We start from the raw sequence: 21,329 nt of genomic DNA on the forward strand, positions 1-21,329 counted from the left end.
CAAGGATGGTAACAATATGACGGAAAAGCTGGCAGTTTTTAAGGGCAATGAAATTCGCCGCATCATTCACAACAATGAATGGTGGTTCGTGATAACAGATGTCGTTTCTGCTTTGACAGATTCGGTGAATCCATCCGACTATATCAAGAAAATGCGGAGTCGTGACAAGGAGTTAACCAAAGGGTGGGGACAAATTGTCACCCCCCTTTCAATTGAAACACCTGGCGGTAATCAGAAGCTCAACTGCGCCAACACTGAAGGCATCTTCCGTATCATCCAGTCGATCCCTTCCCCCAAGGCCGAACCCTTCAAACGCTGGCTGGCCAAGGTCGGCTATGAGCGCGTACAGGAAATCTAAGATCCCGAACTCGGCACCGCCCGTACCCGTGAGCTGTACCGCGCCAAGGGGTACTCGGAGGCCTGGATCGAAAAGCGCATGCGCGGCATCGCTGTCCGCGCTGAACTGACTGAAGAATGGAAGAATCGTGCCGTCGGTGAATCGGCTGAATACGCCATTTTGACAGCTGAAATCTCCAAGGCGACCTTCGGCGTGACCCCATCCGAGTACAGGGAAATGAAGCAGCTCGACCGCGAAAACCTGCGCGACCATATGACTGATCTGGAATTAATCTTCTCCATGCTCGGTGAGGCGGCTACTACAGAAATTACTCGCACTCAGGATGCGCGAGGTTTTGGCGAAAACAAAGTTGCGGCCAAAAAGGGGGGTTCGATCGCCGGTGAAGCACGCGAAAAATTGGAAGTGGAATCGGGGCGCAAGGTGGTGACAAAGGAAAACTACCTGGATGCGCCGGAAAGTCAAAAAAGACTGAAGAAGGAACAACCAAAATAATCAGAAACGTGGGGGGAGCTCATGGCCGAACCGATATTGCCACCACTCAAGCCGATCCCGATGAAAGACCGGGTGTCAGTAATGTTTGTCGAAAAAGGGCAGCACGATGTACTCGACGGGGCTTTTGTGCTGGTTGACAAGACCGGCGTGCGTACTCACATTCCCGTTGGTGGGGTCGCCTGTCTGATGCTGGAGCCTGGCACCAGAGTTTCGCACGCAGCCGCAGTCTTGGCATCCCGGGTTGGGTGTTTGCTAGTCTGGGTTGGTGAGGGCGGGGTGCGGCTTTATGCCGCCGGTCAGCCGGGCGGCGCACGCGCTGATCGTTTGCTTTATCAGGCCAAATTGGCACTGGATGATGCTGCGCGCCTGAAGGTCGTGCGCAAAATGTACGCTATTCGTTTTCGCGAAGAACCGCCCGCACGGCGCAGTGTCGAGCAGTTACGCGGCATTGAGGGGGTGCGGGTGCGTAAGATGTACGAACTGCTCGCGCGGCAGTATGGTGTGGTCTGGAAACGGCGCAATTATGACCATTCGACCTGGGAGAGCGGCGATATCCCCAATCGCTGTCTGTCATCGGCGACCGCCTGCCTCTATGGCATCACCGAGGCCGCCATTTTAGCCGCAGGCTATGCCCCGGCGATTGGCTTTATCCACACCGGCAAGCCACAGTCCTTTGTTTACGATATTGCCGACATCTTCAAATTCGATACGGTCGTGCCTGTTGCCTTCCGGATTGCCGCGAAAAATCCGTATAACCCGGAACGGGAAGTGCGGATTGCCTGTCGGGACGCCTTTCGGCAGACTAAATTGCTCAAGCAGATTATTCCGAAGATTGAAGAGGTTTTGGCGGCGGGAGAAATTGAGAGACCCAGTGCCCATAGCGAGGCCGTTAATATCGCCATTCCCAACAAGGAAGGAGTTGGTGATGCTGGTCATCGTGGTTGAGAACGCGCCGCCGCGATTACGCGGCCGACTGGCTCTTTGGATGCTGGAAGTACGCGCAGGGGTTTATGTCGGCAAGGTTTCGCGGCGGATCAGGGAGATGATTTGGGATACGATTGAAAAAGGTCTTGACGAAGGTAATGCCGTGATGGTTTGGGATTCGAATACAGAATCCGGTTTCGACTTCTTAACCTTGGGGACAAACCGGCGGATTCCGAAAGAAATGGATGGTCTAAAACTTGTTTCTTTTCTCCCAGAAGGTGGGATGGTAGAAAAGGGAAATACTGATTAAAATTGAGTAAAAAAGCTGGTAGAATTTAACGCTCATTGAAAAGTGAATAATTTCAGAGAGATAGAAGAAGTGAGTTCCCCGCACCCGCGGGGATGAACCGATCGAGCTGCTGCCCGTATTGCAGCACCTGAAGAGTTCCCCGCACCCGCGGGGATGAACCGCGTCCGTGCAGGCGCAGCTATAAAAACACATGGAGTTCCCCGCACCCGCGGGGATGAACCGTTCCATGCTGGCCGCCATCACCGCCGCCGCCGGAGTTCCCCGCACCCGCGGGGATGAACCGTCAATCAAGCCTCACGTTAAGGACTCTACAGCGAGTTCCCCGCACCCGCGGGGATGAACCGGTATGCCAGATTGAGCAATGCCCCTGCATCTGGAGTTCCCCGCACCCGCGGGGATGAACCGTCCTTAAAATTGATCGGCGTGAGTTTGTTGAGGAGTTCCCCGCACCCGCGGGGATGAACCGACCGCCTGTGGATGCTCGTGTCCGACGCCGAAGAGTTCCCCGCACCCGCGGGGATGAACCGTCACCAAGGGCGCTGCCACTGCCGCCGCCGCCGAGTTCCCCGCACCCGCGGGGATGAACCGGTTCTTAAAATTGATCGGCGTGAGTTTGTTGAGAGTTCCCCGCACCCGCGGGGATGAACCGGCTTGGGCGCGGGTATATTCGTTCCATAGACTGAGTTCCCCGCACCCGCGGGGATGAACCGCCGATTATTCCTCCCATCAACCGCTCAGTGACGAGTTCCCCGCACCCGCGGGGATGAACCGGTCGGTGATTATACCCTGACCATCATCGAGCCGAGTTCCCCGCACCCGCGGGGATGAACCGACATACACAATGCAATACTAGAAGCCGGGGATGAGTTCCCCGCACCCGCGGGGATGAACCGGCCCGATAGGTCGCCTCCGGAGGGCAAAAAACGACTATTTCAGGGTAAAAACGAGTAAACAAGAGACAACCAAAAAGAACAAAAACCACTTGATAAATTAAATGGTTAAGTTTACTATCTTGTTTATTGGTGTTTTCTGAATATACACCGTTTTTTATTCTCTCCGGAACACATAGGGAATTTTTTTTTGAAGGGAATAGCCTTGATATGAAAGCGAAAATTGACAAAAAACTGTTAAAAAACCTGTCTCCAAATGCCACTTTGATCGATATTTACGACACAGGACACCCCGGATTAGTATTGCGGGTACTCCCAAGCGGCACCATGACTTATTTTTTAGTTTACCATATTGATGGCCGTAAACGCCGAATGAAGATCGGGAACGCGGCAACGATGACCCCCACGCAAGCGCGTGACGTTTGCCGAATCAAGGCCGCAGAAGTAGCCTTTGGCGGTGACCCCGGAAAAGACCTCCTCCTGAAACGCACAGAACGCGTTGAAGCAAAAGGAAAGACCGTTGGCGGATACTTTGAGCTGACATATAAACCAATGATCGAAGAGCGAGACAAAAGCGGAAAAGCAACCGCCGCAAGAATCAAGGCTTGCTTTGAACAGGATTTTTTCAATAAAGCACTCTCGGAAGTTACGCCACTTATGATTCATGCGTGGAGAAAAAAACGCTTGGCCTCCGTGACCCCGCACACAGTGAACCGCGACGAAAACGCATTTAAAGCGATGCTGGCCAACGCCGCTGAAATGGGCAAGATCGCCAAGTCACCGTTGGCGGGAATGAAAAAAATAAAGTGCGCCGACAATAGCCGCGTGCGGTACCTGTCCAAAGATGAACAAGACCGCCTTCACGCTGCCCTTGATCAACGCGAGCGAAACGCAATAGACGCCCGCCACCGGCTGAACGAATGGCGACGGCAGCGCAACCTTGACCCGTTGCCCGCGTTCCCCGAAGCAGGGTTTATTGACCACCTGCAACCAATAATTATTTTGGCGATGAATACCGGCCTCCGCCGGGGGGAATTGTTCAGCCTGCTATGGTCTGACCTCGACCTGATCAATAATAGTTTGACTGTACGTGCCGCCGCTGCAAAAGGCGCAAGAAAGCGCCATGTTCCTCTAAACAAAACCGCCCGCGCCATGTTGAAACGCTGGGGGAAAGACAAAGACACCTCCGGCCTTGTGTTCCCCGGCAAAGGGGGCAAGCGTCTTGATAATATTTCGACATCATGGAGCAATCTTCTGACCGCTGCACAGATCGATGGGTTTAACTTCCACGACCTGCGCCACCATTTCGCCACCATGACACTAAAGGCCGGTTGTGACATTGTCACCCTCTCAAAGTTACTTGGTCACAAAACGCTTGAAATGACCCTGCGTTACGCCCACGTCACCGACGAAGCAGCGGTTTCCGCCGTTGACCGACTGGCCGAGGGTGGAGTATGAAGCAGCGAACTTATAAAGCGCACCACCTGACCGCTGAGTCAAGGGCGAATCTTTACGAGCTGGCACTTGATGCTGGCGACCGTTTTAACCGGAAACACTTTAAATGCCCACACCGCGTTAAAAATTCAATCAAGGCCGGGGAGCCGCGCGGCTGGGGGCCGAATTGTAAGGGCGAAAAGTGTTCAGGGAGTCTAGTCGGAAGAATTGACCTTGCAAGCAAAATTCAAGAGGCAATGAATCTTGCCGAGATCGAAAAGGCCGGACTGCTTCATTCAAGAACAACGTGGGCCGGGGAGTATAGCCCGGCACGCGGCTTAAAACGGATTGAGGCGGCAATCAGGCGCGCCGAAGCAGCGGGCAGGGATACAACCATAATGCGCCGCAACGCTGAGCGGTTCCGGCAAGCAATCGACACCCGACCGGGCCGCAAAGGTGGCCGCAAGGGAAACCGCCGCATTGATGGACAAGAAACAAGGCTGGCGATTGCGGTTGCAGAGATATTGAAACAAGTTGGCGCCCCCGTCCATGATTATGCAGGCGACTCCGTGGGCCAACAGGTTATATTTGAGGCCGTGGCGGCTGTTTTCGGGCCACTGTCTGAAGAAAAAAAAGAGACAATCCGCAACGCTATCAAAAGATAACCCCCCCCCGCAAAAAAAAATGCAAAAAGACAATTAAGCGGGATTTTTTCCCGCCCTTCCACGCTGTAACCTCCAAGAAACAATGAGACATAGGAGGCTACCCCATGCAACCCACCACACCCGAATCAGCAGTCTTAAACGAATGCGCCGCAGCAACTTATGTTGGCGTAAGTACGCAGTTCTTGCGGCAGTCGCGACACTATGGAACCCGACCCGGTCACGCTGAAGGGCCGCCGTTCGTCCGCCTTGGCGGTGGGCGGGCGATTCGATATTTAAAAGCCGACCTTGACGCGTGGTTGCAAAATCACCGCTGCGAGCCAACCCCGTTACCGGCAGAATTCAAGAGGGGTAATTAACGATGACCGGAAACACAAAAGCCGCGGGAGGGACCGCGGCAATTGCGAAACAAAAAACTAACTTCGATGACTCAAACCATACCGCACCCCGCCGCTCACGTCAAGCGCAAACCGCTGACCTTCCACGCCGGCACCCGGAATTCGTCGTTGAATATGGAATTTACTTCTATCACCTCCGCCGTGCGGCAGTCGCCGGGAACGATCAAGCCCGCCGGATTCTTTGCCGCTTCGAGACCGCCGCACGTTTGGCCGACCGTGCCGAAGGATGGAAAATATGACATATCTACCGCCGGGCTACACCCCAGACTTCGAGACCGACCCTGAAGGGTTCGCCGTTCATCAGGCCATGCAACTATCAGCACCGCCAGACGATCACGCCGCACCGGTCAAATCTGAGCGCCGAAAATTAGCCTTCACCGATCTTGCCGAGACAATCGACAGCCCGGTTATTTTTGACTGGTTAATCGACGAACTCATTGAGGCAGAAACCACCGGCGCGATATTCGGAGCCAGCACAGCCGGAAAATCTTTTTTCGCCGTTGACCTCGCGGCTGCAGTGGCAACCGGCGGTGAATTTCTCGGCCACCGTGTCATGAAACAAGGGCCGGTCATTTATCTGGCCCTTGAGGGCGCAAGAGGGATTCCGCGCCGATTTAAAGCTTGCTATGCCCACCGTGGCGAAGACTACCAAACAGGGCAAGTTTTTTGTTGTTCCGGGCCGTTAACCTTTGACCGGGCAAGTACCGCCGAGCTGATCGGCGCAATTGAGGCCGCAAGTATTCCGCCGGTGCTGATCGTTATCGACACTTTGGCGCGATCGTTTGCCGGCAACGAGAACGACGCCGGAGACATGATGCGCTTCATCAATTCGGTCGACGAAATCCGCAACCACTTCACGGCGACGATGTTGATTATTCATCACACGGGGCACGGCGCTGAAACATCTGGACGCGCACGCGGTTCAAGTACGTTTCGTGCCGCCATGGATTTTGAAATTTTGATCGACAAGAACGCCAACACCGTGACCTTCACAAAAATGAAAGACGCCGAGACACCGCCGCCGATGAGCTACCGCCTTGAGAGCCACGAAGATTCAGCAGTTTTTGTTTGTGACGGAACCGCCTCACCTCATGCCGGAGGGCCACGGTTATCAGCTGGCGAGCAGTTGGGTATCGATACGCTGGCGAGCATTCCACAACCGGCCCACCTTGATGACTGGCGACAAGCGTTTTATGCGAGAAGCACCGCCGACAGTTTGGACGGAAAGCGACAAGCATTTCACCGAGCAAGAACAGGTCTACAGCACAAGGGAACGATCACCGTCAACGACGATCATTATTCATTATCAGAGCGTGACAACCGTGACACCCCTATACCCCCTGTCACGCTGTCACGCTACGATTCAGACCGTGACGCCGTGACTTGTCACGCTCCTGTCACGGTTGTCACGCATGATGATGACCTTCTAAACGTCGATTTTGAGAGGTGAGCCAATGGACTTTTATATCACTGTGAAACCTTTCCGGTGCCGGGGCGAACTGGTCAAACCCGGTGAAGTTCTGGAAATCCCGGATGACATTGTTGGTCAACTCGGAGATCGTGTTGAGCGTGCCGACTGTTACCGAATGCTTCAAGCAACCACCGAGCGCCTGAACGCGCAATCGTGTTGGCCAGAAGATTTTCGGCAGCGGATGCCGCCCGACGTACGGAGGCAGATTGTGGAGCTGGAGCGTCAGCTTGATGATTCAATTTCCGACGGCGACGTTGAAACGACCGTCAAAAAATTGACGGAATGGGAGATAGTTCTACTTGAGCAACTGAAGCGGCAGCAGCACTGAAAGGGCAAAAAAATGACCACAAAAAAACCAGCAATTATCAACGATCCAGAATACTTACCGGACAAGGTACCCCGCATTGCTTTATCAAAAGTCGGGCATGTGCGGAGCGAGCTGGCCAGCGTCTACCGACAAGCCAGAAACGGCAAGGTCGACCTGAGCGACGCGACAAAGCTTGCATATATCTTGGTGGCAATCGGCAGGTTAATTACCGACCACGAACTTGAAAAACGGATTGAAGCACTGGAGGACCGGAACGATGAATCTTGAAAAACGACTGGCAAAACTTGAGCAGCGCCACGGCAGCGACGTTCCAGAAAGCTTGTTCATGTTGGAGTGTTGGCAGCATTGGAACATGTGTCCGCGCCTGCCATTTGAGACCGCCGAACAGGCCGAAGAGTTGCGCGGCTGGGGGCACCCGGAAAATAGTTATCAGCGACCTGAGCCGCCCCAAGATGATGCCGATTTGCTCTTGTCCGTCGCCTATTCGAACGCCAGCAGAATCGGGCTGACCACCGCGCCGGATGCCGATGCCTACCGCCGTGAACGACTCGCATACTACCGCGCCGGGCACCTCGACCTGATCCACACGGCCATTATTAAATCATTTTATGACCGCAAAGACCCGGCCTAACGGCCACCAACCGGGCATGACGCCCAAAACGAAAGGAACACCATTATGTGGAACGCACTGAATTCAAGACTCCAACCGGCAGTTGACAAAATCACCGACGATGGATTGCGGTACTCTACCACCCAAAAAATGAAAGAGATTGTCGCCGCCGAACAGACTTTCAGGCAGGAGGAACGGCGGTTAACAAACGACCGGAATCTTTCCGCCCAAGGGAAGTCCGAGAAAATCCGGGCCGCCGCCAAGGAAGCACGTGAGAAAATCGAAGCTATCGTCGCCCGCGACCTGTACAAGTCGGATGCTGAAACAATTCTTGCGGAACTTCCGAAAAACGAGTACGGCGACCCAATTTTGCTCCAACTTCAGGGCCAAGAATTCCGCCGGTCGCTGGAAAACACAAACCCGGAATTGGTCAAGGTAAACTACTTGGCCGAAATTTTGGAGGGCGACACCCCGCTGGTTAGATACCTTGAAACGTCGCCTTGTCCGCCGGATTATGTGACGGACGACACCCGAGCTACGTCACGCCTTGTACGGTTGGCCCTCAATCACCCAACAAAAGCCAAAAAACTGAAAGACTTGCAGACCGCCGCTGAGGCATGGAAAATCTACTCCAATGCCGCAATTCAGTTGCTATCGCGGTACGTTTAAGAGACAGTCACGCAGCACGCAAAGCGGTTCACTTCTAACGAGGTGGGCCGCTTTTTTTTGCGCCGGTTTCGTTTTATTTTCCGTCAATCAATTTCACACAGTGAAATCATGTTACAGAAACTATGCGGAACGGTTCTTGCCGATATCTTGACGTTCTGCCAGATAGAACGAAACCCGCGCACCTCTTTTCAGCATAAGCCGCCGGAACCTGATCACCCCCTTGAAGTTTTTTGGAGCGGTGTTTGTCTGTTTCACCGGAACACATAGGGAATTTTTTTAAAATCACATCAAAAAAGGGGCAGCCAAAAACTGGCTAACCCCTTGATTTTATTGGCGCGCGATGCAGGATTCGAACCTGCGACCTCTGCCTCCGGAGTGCGGTAGTCGAGTTCCCCGCACCCGCGGGGATGAACCGTCTCAACCCGTTCGTCAACCAGGGCGGGGATGGAGTTCCCCGCACCCGCGGGGATGAACCGAATATCGTGGCAGCGTCAATGGTGTCGATTTTGAGTTCCCCGCACCCGCGGGGATGAACCGTCGCTCCCGCCCCACCTGATCTTGCGCCATCAGAGTTCCCCGCACCCGCGGGGATGAACCGATGAGTAGGGGGGTGGTGCTGTCACCGTATTTGAGTTCCCCGCACCCGCGGGGATGAACCGTTTTTTGACCGATAACGGTATATGGCCGGGGCGAGTTCCCCGCACCCGCGGGGATGAACCGCCCGGCACGAATCCGCTGGTTGATTTCTTCGCGAGTTCCCCGCACCCGCGGGGATGAACCGCGTTATCACGGCTGGAGGGGCACAACAAACGAGAGTTCCCCGCACCCGCGGGGATGAACCGATGGTAGCCCCCCTTCTTGTTCACCGACGGGGGAGACTACAGAATTCAAATTTGAAATTTATAGACGCGACCGTACGCAAGAGTATGCTTGACCGTGAACCAGATGGCTGAGGGAGTTACACCATGAAAAATATCAAACTGTTTGAATCAAATAAAATTCGTTCTGTATGGGATGAAGAGGAACAAAAATGGTATTTTTCGGTGATTGATGTTGTTCAGGCATTAACAGACAGTCCCGATCCGAAAGATTATTGGTATAGAATCAAAAAGAGAGAAAAAATTCAGGGTGTTGAGTTATCGACAATTTGTCGACAACTGAAACTTGAAGCATCTGATGGAAAAAAATACCAAACAGATTGTTCCCATGCAGAAGGCATCCTGCGAATTATTCAACCTATTCCTTCCCCCAAAGCCGGTATTGAACTGAAAAGCTCCTTGACAGGGTAATTAATTTGACATATTGTCAAAAAAATTCCCTAGGAGCAATATATGGAAGACGAAGCAGTCTGGACAGTAAAAAGAGTTATCGGCATTCATGGCTACGATAAGGTTGCAGAAACTCTCGATGTTTCTACTCGTACAGTGAGGCGTTGGGAGGCTGGTCAAACCGGAATTTCCCGTAGTGAATTTCTGGTTCTGGAGCAGATGGCATTACAGTTTTTTGCCAAACACAAGCAACATTCCGATTTCTCGTTCATCGATCTGTTTGCCGGAATTGGCGGTTTGCGAATGGCTTTTGAGGAACATGGTGGTGAGTGCATCTTTACCAGCGAGTGGGATTCTTACTGCCAGAAAACTTATCTTGCCAATTTTTGTGTCGATCATGAACTTGCTGGCGACATCAATGTAATTGTTGGCGATGTTCGTAAACACGTTCCTGTTGCACCAGATTTACTGGTGGCCGGTTTCCCCTGTCAACCCTTTTCGATTGCCGGTGTCAGCAAAAAAAATGCACTTGGACGTCCGCATGGTTTCGCCTGCAAAGAGCAGGGAAACCTTTTTTTTCACGTAGCGTCTTTCCTTGAAGAACTTCGCCCCCCGGCATTTTTACTCGAAAATGTTAAAAATCTTGAGCGGCATGATAAGGGGAATACCTTTCGTGTGATCATGGACACTTTAACCAAAGACTTGGGGTACAAGGTTAACTACAAAGTCATTGACGCCAAGGGTTTTGTCCCGCAACATCGTGAGCGGATTTTTATTGTTGGTTTCGATGGCGACACTGATTTTACCTGGAATGACTTTCAGCACCCTGGACCCAAAGCGAAAACGCTCAACGATATTCTTGAACCGGAGAACAAGGTCGACAAGAAGTACATTCTTTCCGACAACCTTTGGCTTTACTTGCAAAACTATGCAGCTAAACACAAGGCGGCAGGGAATGGTTTCGGTTTTGGTTTGGTGGGTAGAAAAGATACTGCTCGGACTCTTTCAGCCCGCTACTACAAAGATGGTAGCGAAATCCTTATTGATCGTGGTAAGGGGAAAAATCCACGGAGATTGACACCGCGTGAATGTGCAAGACTGATGGGTTTTCCTGACAGCTTTGTCATTCCTGTTTCCGATACCAGAGCCTATAAACAGTTCGGAAATTCAGTAGTTTTACCCGTAGTCAAGGAGGTGGCAAGAATCATGACCCCGCATATTCTTGAATTGAAAAAGGATCGAATCGGCAAGTACGAGGTTGTTTTGTGTTCTACAGAAAATCCGGACTATGGACAATCAGCTCCGCAAAGTCCTTCAAGCAGGAGATGGGTTGCCAGTCTTGAGGAGGCTTCTGTTGTTTGTCGGAAATACATCGAACACTGGAATCTTGGTGGTGGCAACTGGTGCGGTGGGGCAGGCAATGTTATGCAAAACGGCAACCTTGTTGCCACTATTTCGTATAACGGAAAAATCTGGCCCGTTGAAGCACCAGTCCTGAGTGTAAATGGCTGATGTTGTTGATCCGGCCACTCGAAGCCGGATGATGTCAGGGATTCGGGGGAAAAACACTCGTCCGGAGATGCTGATTCGCCGACATCTTCATGCACGCGGGTTTCGTTACCGACTCCATGTTGCAACGTTACCTGGCAAGCCTGATATCGTCCTTCCCAGATATCGCGCAGTTATCCTGATTCATGGTTGTTTCTGGCATGGGCATGACTGTCATATATTTAAATGGCCTGCCAGCAACGAATCTTTTTGGCGCAACAAAATAACCAGAAACATGGCGATTGATGAGCGGACCAACCTTGCTTTGCATCAAGAAAACTGGAGAGTTCTAACCATTTGGGAGTGTTCTCTGAAAGGGAAATACAAAAGGCCCATTGAACAGGTTATCGACAGTGTGGAAGCCTGGCTTGATAGTAATGACGATATTTATGAAATCAGGGCGCGGAACGAAAAATGAAAAAAGGCTGTCTTTCACAATATTTCAGCGGGGTTGTTGCCAAAAGACTGAGCGCGGTTGAGGCTGATCCTTTGAAGTCAAACCAGCATGAATTTAATGGTACCAGGCAGATTCGTTCATTGTTGGGTGATGAAAGGATGGACCGGGTTCCATCATGGTTCATGTATCTCGGTGACGAAGAAGAAAAAGCCTCCCGAGCAGAAGGCTATTTGACCTGGTACGATTCACGGCTGGACCAGCCTCATCGTAGAGCTGAGTACCGCCTGTATTTTCCGACTACCTCTGTTTCCGAGATGATGCAGGAAGGTGATTTGTTGCTGGTTGCACGTAGAGCCGACGGAAAATTTTTTGTGATTGCCGTGCAGGGCGACAGTACAGTCGAAAATCAGTTATTGTGGCTTTTTGGTATTTCTGAGGTTGAGCGTCAATTTGTTATCCGGGAATTTGAAGATGATAATAATGATGTTCCGCTTAATTTTGCCAGCAAATTCATTCTTGAAGAACTTGGGGTTGAAATTGAAGAAGCAGACGACATTCTGCTGTCAACTTTGTTAGACCGTTTCAATGGAAAGTTTCCGAAAACAGTCGATTTCTCCGCATTTGCCAGACAAGCTGTGGGGGCCGTGTCTCTTGATGATCCTGATGCCGTTCTCATGGCATGGATAGAAAAAGAAGAAGCACTCTTCCGGTTACTGGAACGGCATATTGTTGCTCAACGGCTCCGACAAGGGTTCAGTGAGGATGTCGATGCATTCATCGGTTTCTCTTTAAGCGTTCAGAATCGCCGCAAATCTCGCGTTGGCCATGCTCTTGAAAATCATCTTGAGCAGGTTTTTCGAGAACACTCCATAAACTATTCACGGGGTAAAATGACAGAGAACCGGGCTAAACCCGATTTCATCTTCCCGGAGATCGGCCAGTACCATAATCCTGGTTTTCCGGCGACTCGCCTGACAATGCTGGGCGTAAAATCAACCTGCAAGGATCGCTGGCGGCAGGTGCTGTCGGAAGCAAACCGGATCGAAAGAAAACACCTTTTCACCCTTGAACCGGGTATCAGTGAAAACCAGACCGGGGAGATGGCCCATCACCTGCTGACGCTGGTCCTCCCGAAAAGTATTCATGGCAGTTACAAGGCTGCACAGCAGCAGGCTTTGTTGAGCATGCAATCTTTCCTTGAGATTGCGAAAGAGCGGCAGGGGTAGGTTCGATCTGGGGGAACTGTCAGGAGAACTGCAAGTCGGCATGGCCATATTATATGACTCTTGCGAAACTGCTGACTGCACGACGACAAAAGTAATAGCAATCCACTATTGAGGTAATGGTCATCTTTACAGCTTTGTCGTATGCCATGAGCATTTATATTGCAGAGTCATACAAACATTGATAATTTTGCAGAACATTAAGTCAAAGAGATAATTTTATGCGAGCCAGGCAAGATTTGATGACAGCGGTTGATTTATTCTGTGGTGCTGGTGGCCTTACCAGGGGCTTGTTGAATGCAGGCGTTCGAGTGGCAGCTGGTTATGATATTGACACTGCCTGTCAATATGCTTATGAACGCAATAACGCCAATGCATCTTTCAAGTTAAAGAGCATCGCTGACTTGTCGGCAGAGGAACTTGGCGCAATTTACCCGGTAGGCCACATTCGCGTCCTTGTCGGTTGTGCGCCGTGTCAACCCTTCTCAAAATATACTCAGGGCCTTGACAAGCAGAACGATCACAAGTGGGGGTTACTGCATGAGTTTGGTCGTTTAGTAAATGACATCAGACCAGAAATCATCAGCATGGAGAATGTCCCGGAGATTCGTCGGCACAGTGTATTCCTCGCGTTCATCTCCACTCTGGAAAAAGCTGGCTATCATGTCAGCCATCAGGAAGCTTTTTGTCCTGATTTTGGAGTTCCTCAACAGCGCAAGCGCCTTGTGCTGTTGGCGTCGTTGCTTGGACCCATCAGTTTACTCAAACCGCAGAAATTGACGACTCCACGTACAGTTCGCGAGGCAATAGCTAATCTACCCTCTCTCCAGGCAGGTGATAAGCATCCTGATGATGTCATGCACCGTGCCTGCCGCCTCTCTCCCTTAAACCTGAAACGGATCTTGGTTTCGCGCCCCGGTGGAAGTTGGCGTGATTGGCCTTCAGATTTGGTCGCAAAGTGCCATAGTGATATGTCCGGGCAAACTTATCCTAGTGTCTATGGACGGATGGTATGGGATCAACCGGCCCCCACCATAACTACCCAGTTTTTTGGTTATGGGAATGGGCGTTTCGGCCATCCGGAACAAGATCGCGCAATAACGCTACGCGAAGGCGCTATTTTACAGTCATTTCCGGAAAATTATGAATTTATGCCCAAAGGGGGGCAAGTTTCTTTTGCCACTTTGGGAAGAATGATAGGAAATGCTGTTCCTGTTCGACTAGGTGAAGCTATTGGCCACTCAATCAAGCAGCACCTTAAACATTCTACCCGGAGGAAACAATATGCCTGAGGATTTTTCCTTTGCAAAATCAGCAGCCGATCGTGATGCCGCCGAGGCTCAAATTTGCGAACACCATAAGATCATCGATTACGATACCCGTGAATATCCTGTAGAAGTCATCGTTGAAAAGTATTTAAAGCGACTGGAAGAAGATGACAATGATTTCTTTATCCCAGACTATCAACGCGATCTGACTTGGTCAGATGAGCACCAGTCTCGTTTCATCGAGTCGGTTCTCATGGGTCTTCCTATCCCGTTGCTATTTTTGGCTGACGTTGAAGGGCAGGAGGGTCGTGCCGAAATAGTGGATGGGTCTCAGCGAGTAAGGACTCTCGCCCGGTTTATGAACGATGAATTAGAACTTTCCGGGCTCAAACAACTCACCATGCTCAACGGCTTCAAGTTTGCGGATCTCCCGTTAATTCGTCAGCGGCGCTTTGGTCGCCATACTATGCGGATGATCGAATTACGCGAAGGGACCGATGAAGACGTTCGCCGTGATATTTTCAGCAGAATTAATACTGGCAGTGTAAAACTCACAGACATGGATCAACGCTGGGGTGCGAATGATGGCCCATTACTTCAGTTTCTGCGCTCCTGCTCTGAACAAAAGCTGTTTACCCAACTTGCGCCATTAAGTGAGAAAGCAATCAAAAGACGGGAACCGCAAGAGTTTGTACTCAGGTTTTTTGCATATTTACATGGGTACCAAAAGTTCGACCGTAGTGTAGTTGATTTTCTTGATGACTATCTCAAAAGTACGATACCGATGTTTGACGAAAGTGCGCAAAATTCGGCCCAAGCTGAATGGGACATGATGTTAACCTTTGTTGAAAAGTATTTCCCTAATGGCTTCAGTAAAGGGAAGGGCCACGTAAGAACACCTCGTATACGCTTTGAAGCCATCTCCGTTGGCACGGCTCTGGCGTTACGAATTAATCCGAATATTGTCCCAGATTCTACAGATTGGCTGGAATCAGAGGAATTCAAAAGCCTGATGAGATCCGATGCAAGCAATTCACGGCCTAAAGTTATTCGCCGAATTGAGTATGTCCGGGATAAAATACTTGGAACACCGTCATGATCAGGGTACAGCAGGATTTTAATGATCGAGTTTGCGAAATTGAGGCCTATTTCAATTTTGTAATTGACGTTGACCATGGTGGTACTTTGCTAATTAAGAAGGGAGAAAGCCTTGAACCTGCCTACCAGTCGCTGGAACAGGAAGATCTTGTTCGCACCTTCAAGGCCACGGCATTCCTCCTACTGTATAACCTGATGGAATCTACTGTCAGTAATGCCATTGAAGCCATTTTTGATGAGCTTTCAAACCATGTCATCTCCTTCGATTCTTGTCGGCAGGAAATACGGCGTGTTGTTCTGAGTAATCTGAAACAACACAATGTTAATGACATTCTCCCTGAACTCAATCGCCTCTCCTCTGATATCGTCACGAAGACGTTCAGAAAGAATAAAATTTTCTCCGGTAACGTGGATGCAAGAAAAATTAAAGAGGTCGCCAATGAGTATGGATTTGTCCATCCATCCGCTGATGGCGAGTCTTTACTCACTGTAAAGTCCAGCCGTAATGATCTTGCCCATGGCAGTAAATCCTTTGCGGAAGTCGGCAGGGACTACACCGTAGCGGAACTAAGGGGGATTAAAGATAAAATTGTCGCCTATCTGAGTGCAATGCTCATAAACGTTGCATCCTATATCACTCAACAGCACTATCTGGCTGCACCCGGTAGGCCATGAACCTTTCAACCGGTAAGTCTTGAAAAACTTGCCACTACTCCGCCAAGGTTCCGAATGCCAATCTCCGCCTCAGCGGGTTGATGTTTCGGATGATGCAAATCAGATTGATCATTCGTCAGTCTTTATGCCGGCGTCGATGAAATCGTGATGGCCTCTGCCTTTCTGTCCTGCATGACAAAGCATTCGACCGAGGGTTGCTGACGATCAGACCGGACTTAACTGTCGCTGTTTCGTCGGAGATGAAAAAACTCAAAAAAGACCTGTTTGCGGCAAACACGCTGGTTGCGTTACATGGGGCCAGCATCCACACCGCTGAAAAATTCAGACCGGATCGTGAGTTTCTGGAATGGCACAATCGGGAAGTATTTATTGCGTGACAGGGATGGGATGGTGAGCACCGCATCCCCCCCACCTGATGAACTTTGACAATGATTGTCAATCATTGTAATGTTTATTTGATCCTGGAATTTTCAGCAAGGAGAAATCGATGCATATCTCATTGACCCCGGAGTTGGAAACACGTATCAAGGCCAAGGTGGAAAGTGGCCTCTACAACAACGCAAGTGAGGTCATCCGGGAAGCTTTGCGCTTTATGGAAACCAATGAGGAATGGATTCGCGAAATCCGCCTCGCCCGCCTGCGTGTGCAACTCCAGATTGGTGTGGATCAACTCGCGCAGGGACAGGGGATCAGGATGACCTCAAAAGACGGGCTTGACCGCCTGTTTGATGAAATCCTCACGAGCCCGGAGGTATGAATGATAATCAAATCATCATCTCACCGGCTGCCCGAGATGACCTGAGAGATATCTATCACTTCGGCCTGCGCAACTGGGGGCAGAACCGTTCCGGAGAGTATCTTGCGCAGATAAAAGAATGCTTGTGGGCACTGTGTGAACAACCCCGAATGGGCGGTGAACGCCCCGAGCTTCTGCCTGGGATGCGAAGTTTCGCCGTTGCGAGTCATGTTGTGTTTTATCTGGCACAGTCACAGCGGATCGAGATTGTTCGCGTGCTGCATGGACGCCAGGATCCGAACCGTCACCTGAGCTCCGAGTGACAAAAAACGCAGCTGATATTTTGACATTCGGCGATTTGCTGCTCCCTTCAACCCCACTCAAGGGGCTGAACATCCTCCTCGATCCTGCTCAGCAACAACCGCCGTCACTGTCGCCGCAATCGCAGCGCGGTTCTTTCCCTGTCAGCCAGCCGTAGATGATCGCGCTGGCGCAGCCGACTCCGGCCTTGACCGTAATGACCCCGACCGGGCAGTTATTGGCGCAGGCGCCGCATTCCATGCAGCGGTTATGGTCGTTGATCGCGGCTTTGCCCTCGGCGAGCGTAAAGACGGCGTGCGGGCAGACTGCCACGCACATGCCGCAACCGATACAGCCACCAGTGTCGAGTTGCAGGGTTGAAACATCGTCAAGATATTTGAGTTCCGCCATGTCGAAGCTCCTCGTACCCGTTAGCTCTTGTTTTCTCGCGACTAACCCTTCTAAAGCTCCCCTTATCCACGGGGAGACATCAGGGCCTCCCCTCTTAGGTAAGGGGGGACTGAGGGGGGTTAGCATCAGCTGTTGCTGGGACCTAAAACGCCGCCGCAAACCAGAACGCCGCTGCCAGCAGCAGGGTGCCCATTTGCAGTGGCAGCGCGCGGCGCATTTCCTTCTCCACTCCGGAGGGTGAGGTGTAGGTCGATGAACCGGTGAAATTCATGCCGCAATAGGAGGCGACCGCCGTGATGCTTAACAGAAAAGCAATGCCGTTAAGGACGCCGAGGGTCGGACCGTAGACCAGCAGGGCACCAACCGCCACCGCTCCCCCCGTCATTGCACCCTTGGTCGCAAACGCCCGCCCCGGTAACCAGGGGAGCAGGAGCGGGGTGATGACCGCACCGGCAACGAGTCCGCCGAGACCGGTCAGGATCGCGCCGCCGCCGCGCTGCCAGAGATTGCCGAAGGAGAAAAACCCCTCGCCGATGCCGCCGAGCAGGAGCAGCAGCAGGGCGATCCACAACAGCTTGCGCCCGAAAATTGTCAATTCCACCGGGGTCAGAATCGCCCGTTCCCAGAGGCTGAAGGTGACGCGGCGCATCGCGGGGGTGGCCTGCTGCCCGGCGGACAGGAACGCTTTGATATCTGCCGCCCGGACCGGTCCGTAGACGATCCTGAAACCGCACTCTTTTTTGACCAGGTGGGCGGCAATGCCGGGCGCACCGAGTTGCGGCGCGATCAGCGTGCGGTGACTGACGATTTCGTCGAGTCCGCTCAGCGTGACCCGGCGCACGATTTCGGCAGTGCCGAACGTTCCTTTCCCTGCCGCGCACCAGACGTTGATCCCTTTGGTATCGAGGACCAGCAGCCACGCGTCGAGGCCGTCGAGCGCGCGGCGCAACAGGTCAAAACTGAGTTTGTAGTTGGCGCACAGGAGTACCGGCGCACGGTTGTCGGGAGTACCGATAGCATACAGCCCGGCGACCACCCGGTAGCGATCACGCCCGAGGTTCCAGCGCATCCGCCAGTGACCGAGGGTGTCCGTCCGGGTCAGCCGGGTTGCAATTTGCGGGATATCGCCCCGCGCGCTGTCGAGCCAGCCACAGACGTAGTGACACAGGGTATAGCCCGGCACATCACGCGGCGGGAGTGCCGACGGGGTGCAGCCTGTCTCGGGGGAGGTTTCAGCGGCGCGCTGTTTCGCATCTTCGTACACCGCTCCCGGCGGCGCTGAAGGCGGTCAACAGGAAGGGGATGATGGTGTTTCAGTCAATTTTTCGTCCACCCATGGCTTTAAGTTGCTGATGGGCAAAACGCAGCAGACGTTCGGTGGTCGCCCAGTCGATACATTTGTCGGTAATCGAAACGCCGTATTTGAGATTTTCAAAATCGGCCAGCGTTTGTGGTGTCGGCTGGTTGCCCTCCTCAAGAAAGCTTTCGATCATCAACGCGCAGATCGATTGATTCCCCGCCGCGATCTGCGCCATCACATCACGCACAACGTCTTCCTGTCGGGCGTGATCCTTGAATGAATTGGCGTGACTGCAATCGACCATGATGTCACTGGAAATCTTTGCCTTGGCGAGCAGTGCCTCGGTTCTGGCGATATCCTGCGCTGAATAATTCGGCTTGCCGTTACCGCCGCGCAGCACAATGTGAACATCTTTGTTCCCCGCCGTATGGACAATGGCGGTGCGCCCGTCGCCGTTGATGCCGAGAAAGCTGTGCTTGTTGCACGCCGCGCCCATCGCATCGATAGCAACCTGCAAGCCACCGTCGGTGCCGTTTTTAAAGCCGACCGGGAAGGAGAGGGCGCTGGCGATCTCACGGTGTGGTTGCGATTCGGTTGTGCGGGCACCGATCGCGCCCCAGCTGATAAAATCGGACATATACTGGGGGGTAATCGGATCGAGCATCTCGGTGGCCACCGGCAGCCCCAGCTCGGTGATGCTGCATTGCAGGCCACGGGCGATGCCGAGTCCCTTGGAAATGGCGTGAGTGCCGTCGATATCAGGATCGTTAATCAACCCTTTCCAGCCGATCGTGGTGCGTGGTTTTTCGAAATAGACGCGCATCACCAGCAGCAGTTGATCGTGCAGCTCAGCGCTCAGGGCGCTGAGGCGCCGGGCATAGTCAAGCGCGGCATGCGGATCATGAATGGAGCACGGTCCGACGACCACCATCAAGCGCCGGTCGCGGCGAAAAATGATGTCGCGAATCTGCTTGCGTGCCTGGAGAACAAACTGGGCGGCACCTTCCGCTAAGGGAAAGACCTGTTTCAGGCTTTCCGGGGAGATAATCGGGGTGAGTTCCCTGACATGGATATTACTGGTGTCGGTCATGCTGTGTTTCCTTTGTCGGTAACATCGCTTGTTTGCAGATAGATTGGCGTTGATTGAAAAACAGCGCCAATCTAACGGTTTTCTGCATAAAGATCAAGTTTCATCGCCATTGACCTGCGTAAAAATTTGACACCTTTTCCGGCGATGCGGTATAAACAGAAACTTGCATCAGTACTTTCTTTCCCGAAAGGTCAACCATGGAACTTCTGCTGGTTTTGTTACGCGCGGTGGCGGCAATCGCCAACCTGGTGATACAACTTTATATCTACGTGGTCATTGCCCGGGCGCTGGTCTCCTGGGTCAATCCCGACCCCTGCAATCCGATCGTGCGTTTTTTGCACAATGCCACCGATCCCCTGCTCGACCGCTTGCGGCGGATGCTGCCGCTCAATTTCGGCGGCATGGATTTTACCCCGATCGCGCTGCTGATTGCTCTCGAAATCAGCCGACAACTGATCATGACCCTGCTCACCATGATCATGCGCACCCTCACCGGATACTGATTGCCTTTGCCATGGATTTCCTGACCGTCAGCGCTAATGGTGTGATTATCGCCCTGCACGTGCAGCCGCGCGCCAGCAAAAACGAAATCATCGGTGTGTACGGCGGTGAGATCAAGGTGCACCTGACCTCACCGCCGGTCGACGGTGCGGCCAACAAGCTCTGCCGTGAATTCATCGCCAAACGGATGAGGGTTGCCAAAAGCAACGTAGAGGTGGTGGCGGGGGAAAAATCACGGCACAAGCGCGTGTTGGTGCGGGGGGTGACACTGGCCGAAGTCGTGGCGCGGCTGGCTGATGATTGCGGATAAGAATATCTGTGTCACAAGAAAACCCCTTCGGCTCTGATGTTGGCAGCAAGCAGGGATTCGCTTTCAATGCCTTCCCATTCTGATTTCGAATAAGAGACCGGAATAATGACGATACCGCTTTCGAATCCAGACTCCCATGCACAATCGCTTATATAGTCTGCTGTAGGCGGATCCAGTTGGTCGACCACCACCAAAACATCCATGTCAGAATAACACACGGCATCCCCCCTGGCGCGTGAACCGAACAAGGCAAAGGTGTCTAGCTGCACCCTTTTTTGCAGCATGCTTTTGAAGGTTTCAAGGATATGCTTTTCTTCAGGATTCATGAGGTTACTGTAGCATATTTGTCTGCATGAACAATCAGTATTTGCAGGTCTTACTGCTGTTGCTGACTGAAAGTCAAACCGAACGTCTGATACGCTTTGGCGTCGCCATCGCTGACCAGTATTTTTATCGCGTAATTGCCACTTAAAGTTGGCGGCACCTGCCAGTCGATCAGCCCGCGCTGAGGGTCGATCTCCATCCCCTGTGGAGCGCCTTCAAGAGCAAAGGTGAGGGGATCACCCTCGGGATCAGTGGCTTCGACCTGATAGACGAAGCGACCATCAACCATCCCGGTCGGCAGTGAAACGATTTCCGGCGGACGGTTGTGCAGCAG

General features: G+C 52.3%; 27 protein-coding genes, 1 pseudogene and 2 CRISPR repeat arrays. Of the genes and pseudogenes, 22 read left to right on the forward strand and 6 right to left on the reverse strand.

Annotation, left to right across the window (positions count from 1 at the left end; translation table 11 throughout):
- Window positions 1-16: 16 nt before the first annotated feature.
- The 5 genes and pseudogenes from K0A93_08780 (at window position 17) to K0A93_08800 (ending at window position 5,073) form a co-directional block, all read left to right on the forward strand.
- Window positions 17-850 (forward strand): annotated as a pseudogene (locus K0A93_08780) (Bro-N domain-containing protein).
- Window positions 851-871: 21 nt separating this feature from the next.
- Window positions 872-1,795, forward strand: coding sequence for a type I-E CRISPR-associated endonuclease Cas1e (cas1e, locus tag K0A93_08785; protein MBW6512188.1), 924 nt, complete (start codon window positions 872-874; stop codon window positions 1,793-1,795).
- Complete coding sequence (gene cas2, locus K0A93_08790; protein MBW6512189.1) at window positions 1,776-2,084, forward strand: type I-E CRISPR-associated endoribonuclease Cas2; 309 nt, start codon at window positions 1,776-1,778, stop codon at window positions 2,082-2,084. Before cas1e ends, cas2 begins: the two co-directional genes overlap by 20 nt.
- A gap of 71 nt (window positions 2,085-2,155) precedes the next feature.
- Window positions 2,156-2,977: a CRISPR direct-repeat array (repeat unit 29 nt; unit sequence GAGTTCCCCGCACCCGCGGGGATGAACCG).
- A gap of 126 nt (window positions 2,978-3,103) precedes the next feature.
- On the forward strand, window positions 3,104-4,432 hold the full coding sequence (locus tag K0A93_08795; GenBank protein MBW6512190.1) for a site-specific integrase: 1,329 nt from the start codon (window positions 3,104-3,106) through the stop codon (window positions 4,430-4,432).
- Window positions 4,429-5,073, forward strand: coding sequence for a hypothetical protein (locus K0A93_08800; protein ID MBW6512191.1), 645 nt, complete (start codon window positions 4,429-4,431; stop codon window positions 5,071-5,073). The genes K0A93_08795 and K0A93_08800 overlap by 4 nt, the downstream gene beginning before the upstream one ends.
- 451 nt (window positions 5,074-5,524) lie before the next feature.
- On the opposite strand, the gene K0A93_08805 is transcribed toward K0A93_08800, so the two are convergent.
- Window positions 5,525-5,710 carry a hypothetical protein gene (locus tag K0A93_08805; protein ID MBW6512192.1) on the reverse strand — a complete coding sequence of 62 codons (186 nt, stop codon included), beginning with the start codon at window positions 5,708-5,710 and terminating at the stop codon, window positions 5,525-5,527.
- Between K0A93_08805 and K0A93_08810 the strand changes: the two genes are divergently transcribed.
- The 15 genes from K0A93_08810 to K0A93_08880 all read left to right on the forward strand — a co-directional run bounded on the left by K0A93_08810 (window position 5,704) and on the right by K0A93_08880 (window position 17,082).
- On the forward strand, window positions 5,704-6,918 hold the full coding sequence (locus K0A93_08810) for a helicase RepA family protein (protein MBW6512193.1): 1,215 nt from the start codon (window positions 5,704-5,706) through the stop codon (window positions 6,916-6,918). The two genes, K0A93_08805 and K0A93_08810, sit on opposite strands and share 7 nt — an antisense overlap.
- 4 nt (window positions 6,919-6,922) lie before the next feature.
- The gene (locus K0A93_08815) at window positions 6,923-7,267 is read left to right on the forward strand and encodes a hypothetical protein (protein ID MBW6512194.1); all 345 of its coding nucleotides are present in this window, start codon (window positions 6,923-6,925) and stop codon (window positions 7,265-7,267) included.
- A 12-nt stretch (window positions 7,268-7,279) separates the two neighbouring features.
- Complete coding sequence (locus K0A93_08820) at window positions 7,280-7,534, forward strand: hypothetical protein (protein ID MBW6512195.1); 255 nt, start codon at window positions 7,280-7,282, stop codon at window positions 7,532-7,534.
- Window positions 7,524-7,898, forward strand: a complete 375-nt coding sequence (locus K0A93_08825) for a hypothetical protein (protein ID MBW6512196.1) — start codon at window positions 7,524-7,526, stop codon at window positions 7,896-7,898. The genes K0A93_08820 and K0A93_08825 overlap by 11 nt, the downstream gene beginning before the upstream one ends.
- A 45-nt stretch (window positions 7,899-7,943) precedes the next feature.
- Window positions 7,944-8,546: a hypothetical protein gene (locus K0A93_08830; GenBank protein MBW6512197.1), complete on the forward strand. Its 603-nt coding sequence runs from the start codon at window positions 7,944-7,946 to the stop codon at window positions 8,544-8,546.
- Between the two features lie 386 nt (window positions 8,547-8,932).
- A CRISPR array of direct repeats spans window positions 8,933-9,388; the repeat unit is 29 nt; unit sequence GAGTTCCCCGCACCCGCGGGGATGAACCG.
- Between the two features lie 123 nt (window positions 9,389-9,511).
- On the forward strand, window positions 9,512-9,835 hold the full coding sequence (locus K0A93_08835; GenBank protein ID MBW6512198.1) for a hypothetical protein: 324 nt from the start codon (window positions 9,512-9,514) through the stop codon (window positions 9,833-9,835).
- Window positions 9,836-9,877: 42 nt separating this feature from the next.
- Window positions 9,878-11,326 (forward strand): DNA (cytosine-5-)-methyltransferase, encoded by a 1,449-nt coding sequence (gene dcm / locus K0A93_08840; protein ID MBW6512199.1) that lies wholly within the window; start codon window positions 9,878-9,880, stop codon window positions 11,324-11,326.
- Complete coding sequence (locus tag K0A93_08845; protein ID MBW6512200.1) at window positions 11,319-11,780, forward strand: very short patch repair endonuclease; 462 nt, start codon at window positions 11,319-11,321, stop codon at window positions 11,778-11,780. The genes dcm and K0A93_08845 overlap by 8 nt, the downstream gene beginning before the upstream one ends.
- Window positions 11,777-12,985: a restriction endonuclease gene (locus K0A93_08850; GenBank protein MBW6512201.1), complete on the forward strand. Its 1,209-nt coding sequence runs from the start codon at window positions 11,777-11,779 to the stop codon at window positions 12,983-12,985. Before K0A93_08845 ends, K0A93_08850 begins: the two co-directional genes overlap by 4 nt.
- 239 nt (window positions 12,986-13,224) lie before the next feature.
- On the forward strand, window positions 13,225-14,274 hold the full coding sequence (locus K0A93_08855; protein ID MBW6512202.1) for a DNA cytosine methyltransferase: 1,050 nt from the start codon (window positions 13,225-13,227) through the stop codon (window positions 14,272-14,274).
- On the forward strand, window positions 14,267-15,349 hold the full coding sequence (locus K0A93_08860; GenBank protein ID MBW6512203.1) for a DUF262 domain-containing protein: 1,083 nt from the start codon (window positions 14,267-14,269) through the stop codon (window positions 15,347-15,349). The genes K0A93_08855 and K0A93_08860 overlap by 8 nt, the downstream gene beginning before the upstream one ends.
- Complete coding sequence (locus K0A93_08865) at window positions 15,346-16,023, forward strand: hypothetical protein (protein MBW6512204.1); 678 nt, start codon at window positions 15,346-15,348, stop codon at window positions 16,021-16,023. The genes K0A93_08860 and K0A93_08865 overlap by 4 nt, the downstream gene beginning before the upstream one ends.
- 239 nt (window positions 16,024-16,262) lie before the next feature.
- Window positions 16,263-16,400 carry a hypothetical protein gene (locus K0A93_08870; GenBank protein ID MBW6512205.1) on the forward strand — a complete coding sequence of 46 codons (138 nt, stop codon included), beginning with the start codon at window positions 16,263-16,265 and terminating at the stop codon, window positions 16,398-16,400.
- A 110-nt stretch (window positions 16,401-16,510) separates the two neighbouring features.
- Complete coding sequence (locus K0A93_08875; protein ID MBW6512206.1) at window positions 16,511-16,780, forward strand: type II toxin-antitoxin system ParD family antitoxin; 270 nt, start codon at window positions 16,511-16,513, stop codon at window positions 16,778-16,780.
- Window positions 16,777-17,082, forward strand: coding sequence for a type II toxin-antitoxin system RelE/ParE family toxin (locus K0A93_08880; GenBank protein ID MBW6512207.1), 306 nt, complete (start codon window positions 16,777-16,779; stop codon window positions 17,080-17,082). The genes K0A93_08875 and K0A93_08880 overlap by 4 nt, the downstream gene beginning before the upstream one ends.
- Window positions 17,083-17,170: 88 nt before the next feature.
- Here K0A93_08880 and K0A93_08885 read toward each other — a convergent pair whose 3' ends face one another.
- From K0A93_08885 to K0A93_08895, 3 genes are all read right to left on the reverse strand, one after another.
- Window positions 17,171-17,470, reverse strand: coding sequence for a 4Fe-4S binding protein (locus K0A93_08885; GenBank protein MBW6512208.1), 300 nt, complete (start codon window positions 17,468-17,470; stop codon window positions 17,171-17,173).
- Between the two features lie 142 nt (window positions 17,471-17,612).
- Complete coding sequence (locus K0A93_08890; protein ID MBW6512209.1) at window positions 17,613-18,584, reverse strand: acetyl-CoA synthase subunit gamma; 972 nt, start codon at window positions 18,582-18,584, stop codon at window positions 17,613-17,615.
- Window positions 18,585-18,783: 199 nt separating this feature from the next.
- A complete protein-coding gene (locus tag K0A93_08895; GenBank protein MBW6512210.1) occupies window positions 18,784-19,860 on the reverse strand; it encodes a 3-deoxy-7-phosphoheptulonate synthase in 1,077 nt (358 codons plus the stop codon).
- 197 nt (window positions 19,861-20,057) lie between these two features.
- Between K0A93_08895 and K0A93_08900 the strand changes: the two genes are divergently transcribed.
- A complete protein-coding gene (locus K0A93_08900) occupies window positions 20,058-20,363 on the forward strand; it encodes a YggT family protein (protein MBW6512211.1) in 306 nt (101 codons plus the stop codon).
- 11 nt (window positions 20,364-20,374) lie between these two features.
- Window positions 20,375-20,671, forward strand: coding sequence for a DUF167 domain-containing protein (locus K0A93_08905; protein MBW6512212.1), 297 nt, complete (start codon window positions 20,375-20,377; stop codon window positions 20,669-20,671).
- An 11-nt stretch (window positions 20,672-20,682) separates the two neighbouring features.
- Here K0A93_08905 and K0A93_08910 read toward each other — a convergent pair whose 3' ends face one another.
- On the reverse strand, window positions 20,683-20,997 hold the full coding sequence (locus K0A93_08910) for a nucleotidyltransferase domain-containing protein (protein MBW6512213.1): 315 nt from the start codon (window positions 20,995-20,997) through the stop codon (window positions 20,683-20,685).
- Window positions 20,998-21,047: 50 nt separating this feature from the next.
- Window positions 21,048-21,329, reverse strand: a 282-nt coding sequence (locus K0A93_08915) for a hypothetical protein (GenBank protein MBW6512214.1), incomplete at its 5' end; no start/stop codon positions are given.

The sequence above is a fragment of the Desulfuromonadaceae bacterium genome, from assembly GCA_019429445.1.
Taxonomy (GTDB): Bacteria; Desulfobacterota; Desulfuromonadia; order Desulfuromonadales; family JAHYIW01; genus JAHYIW01.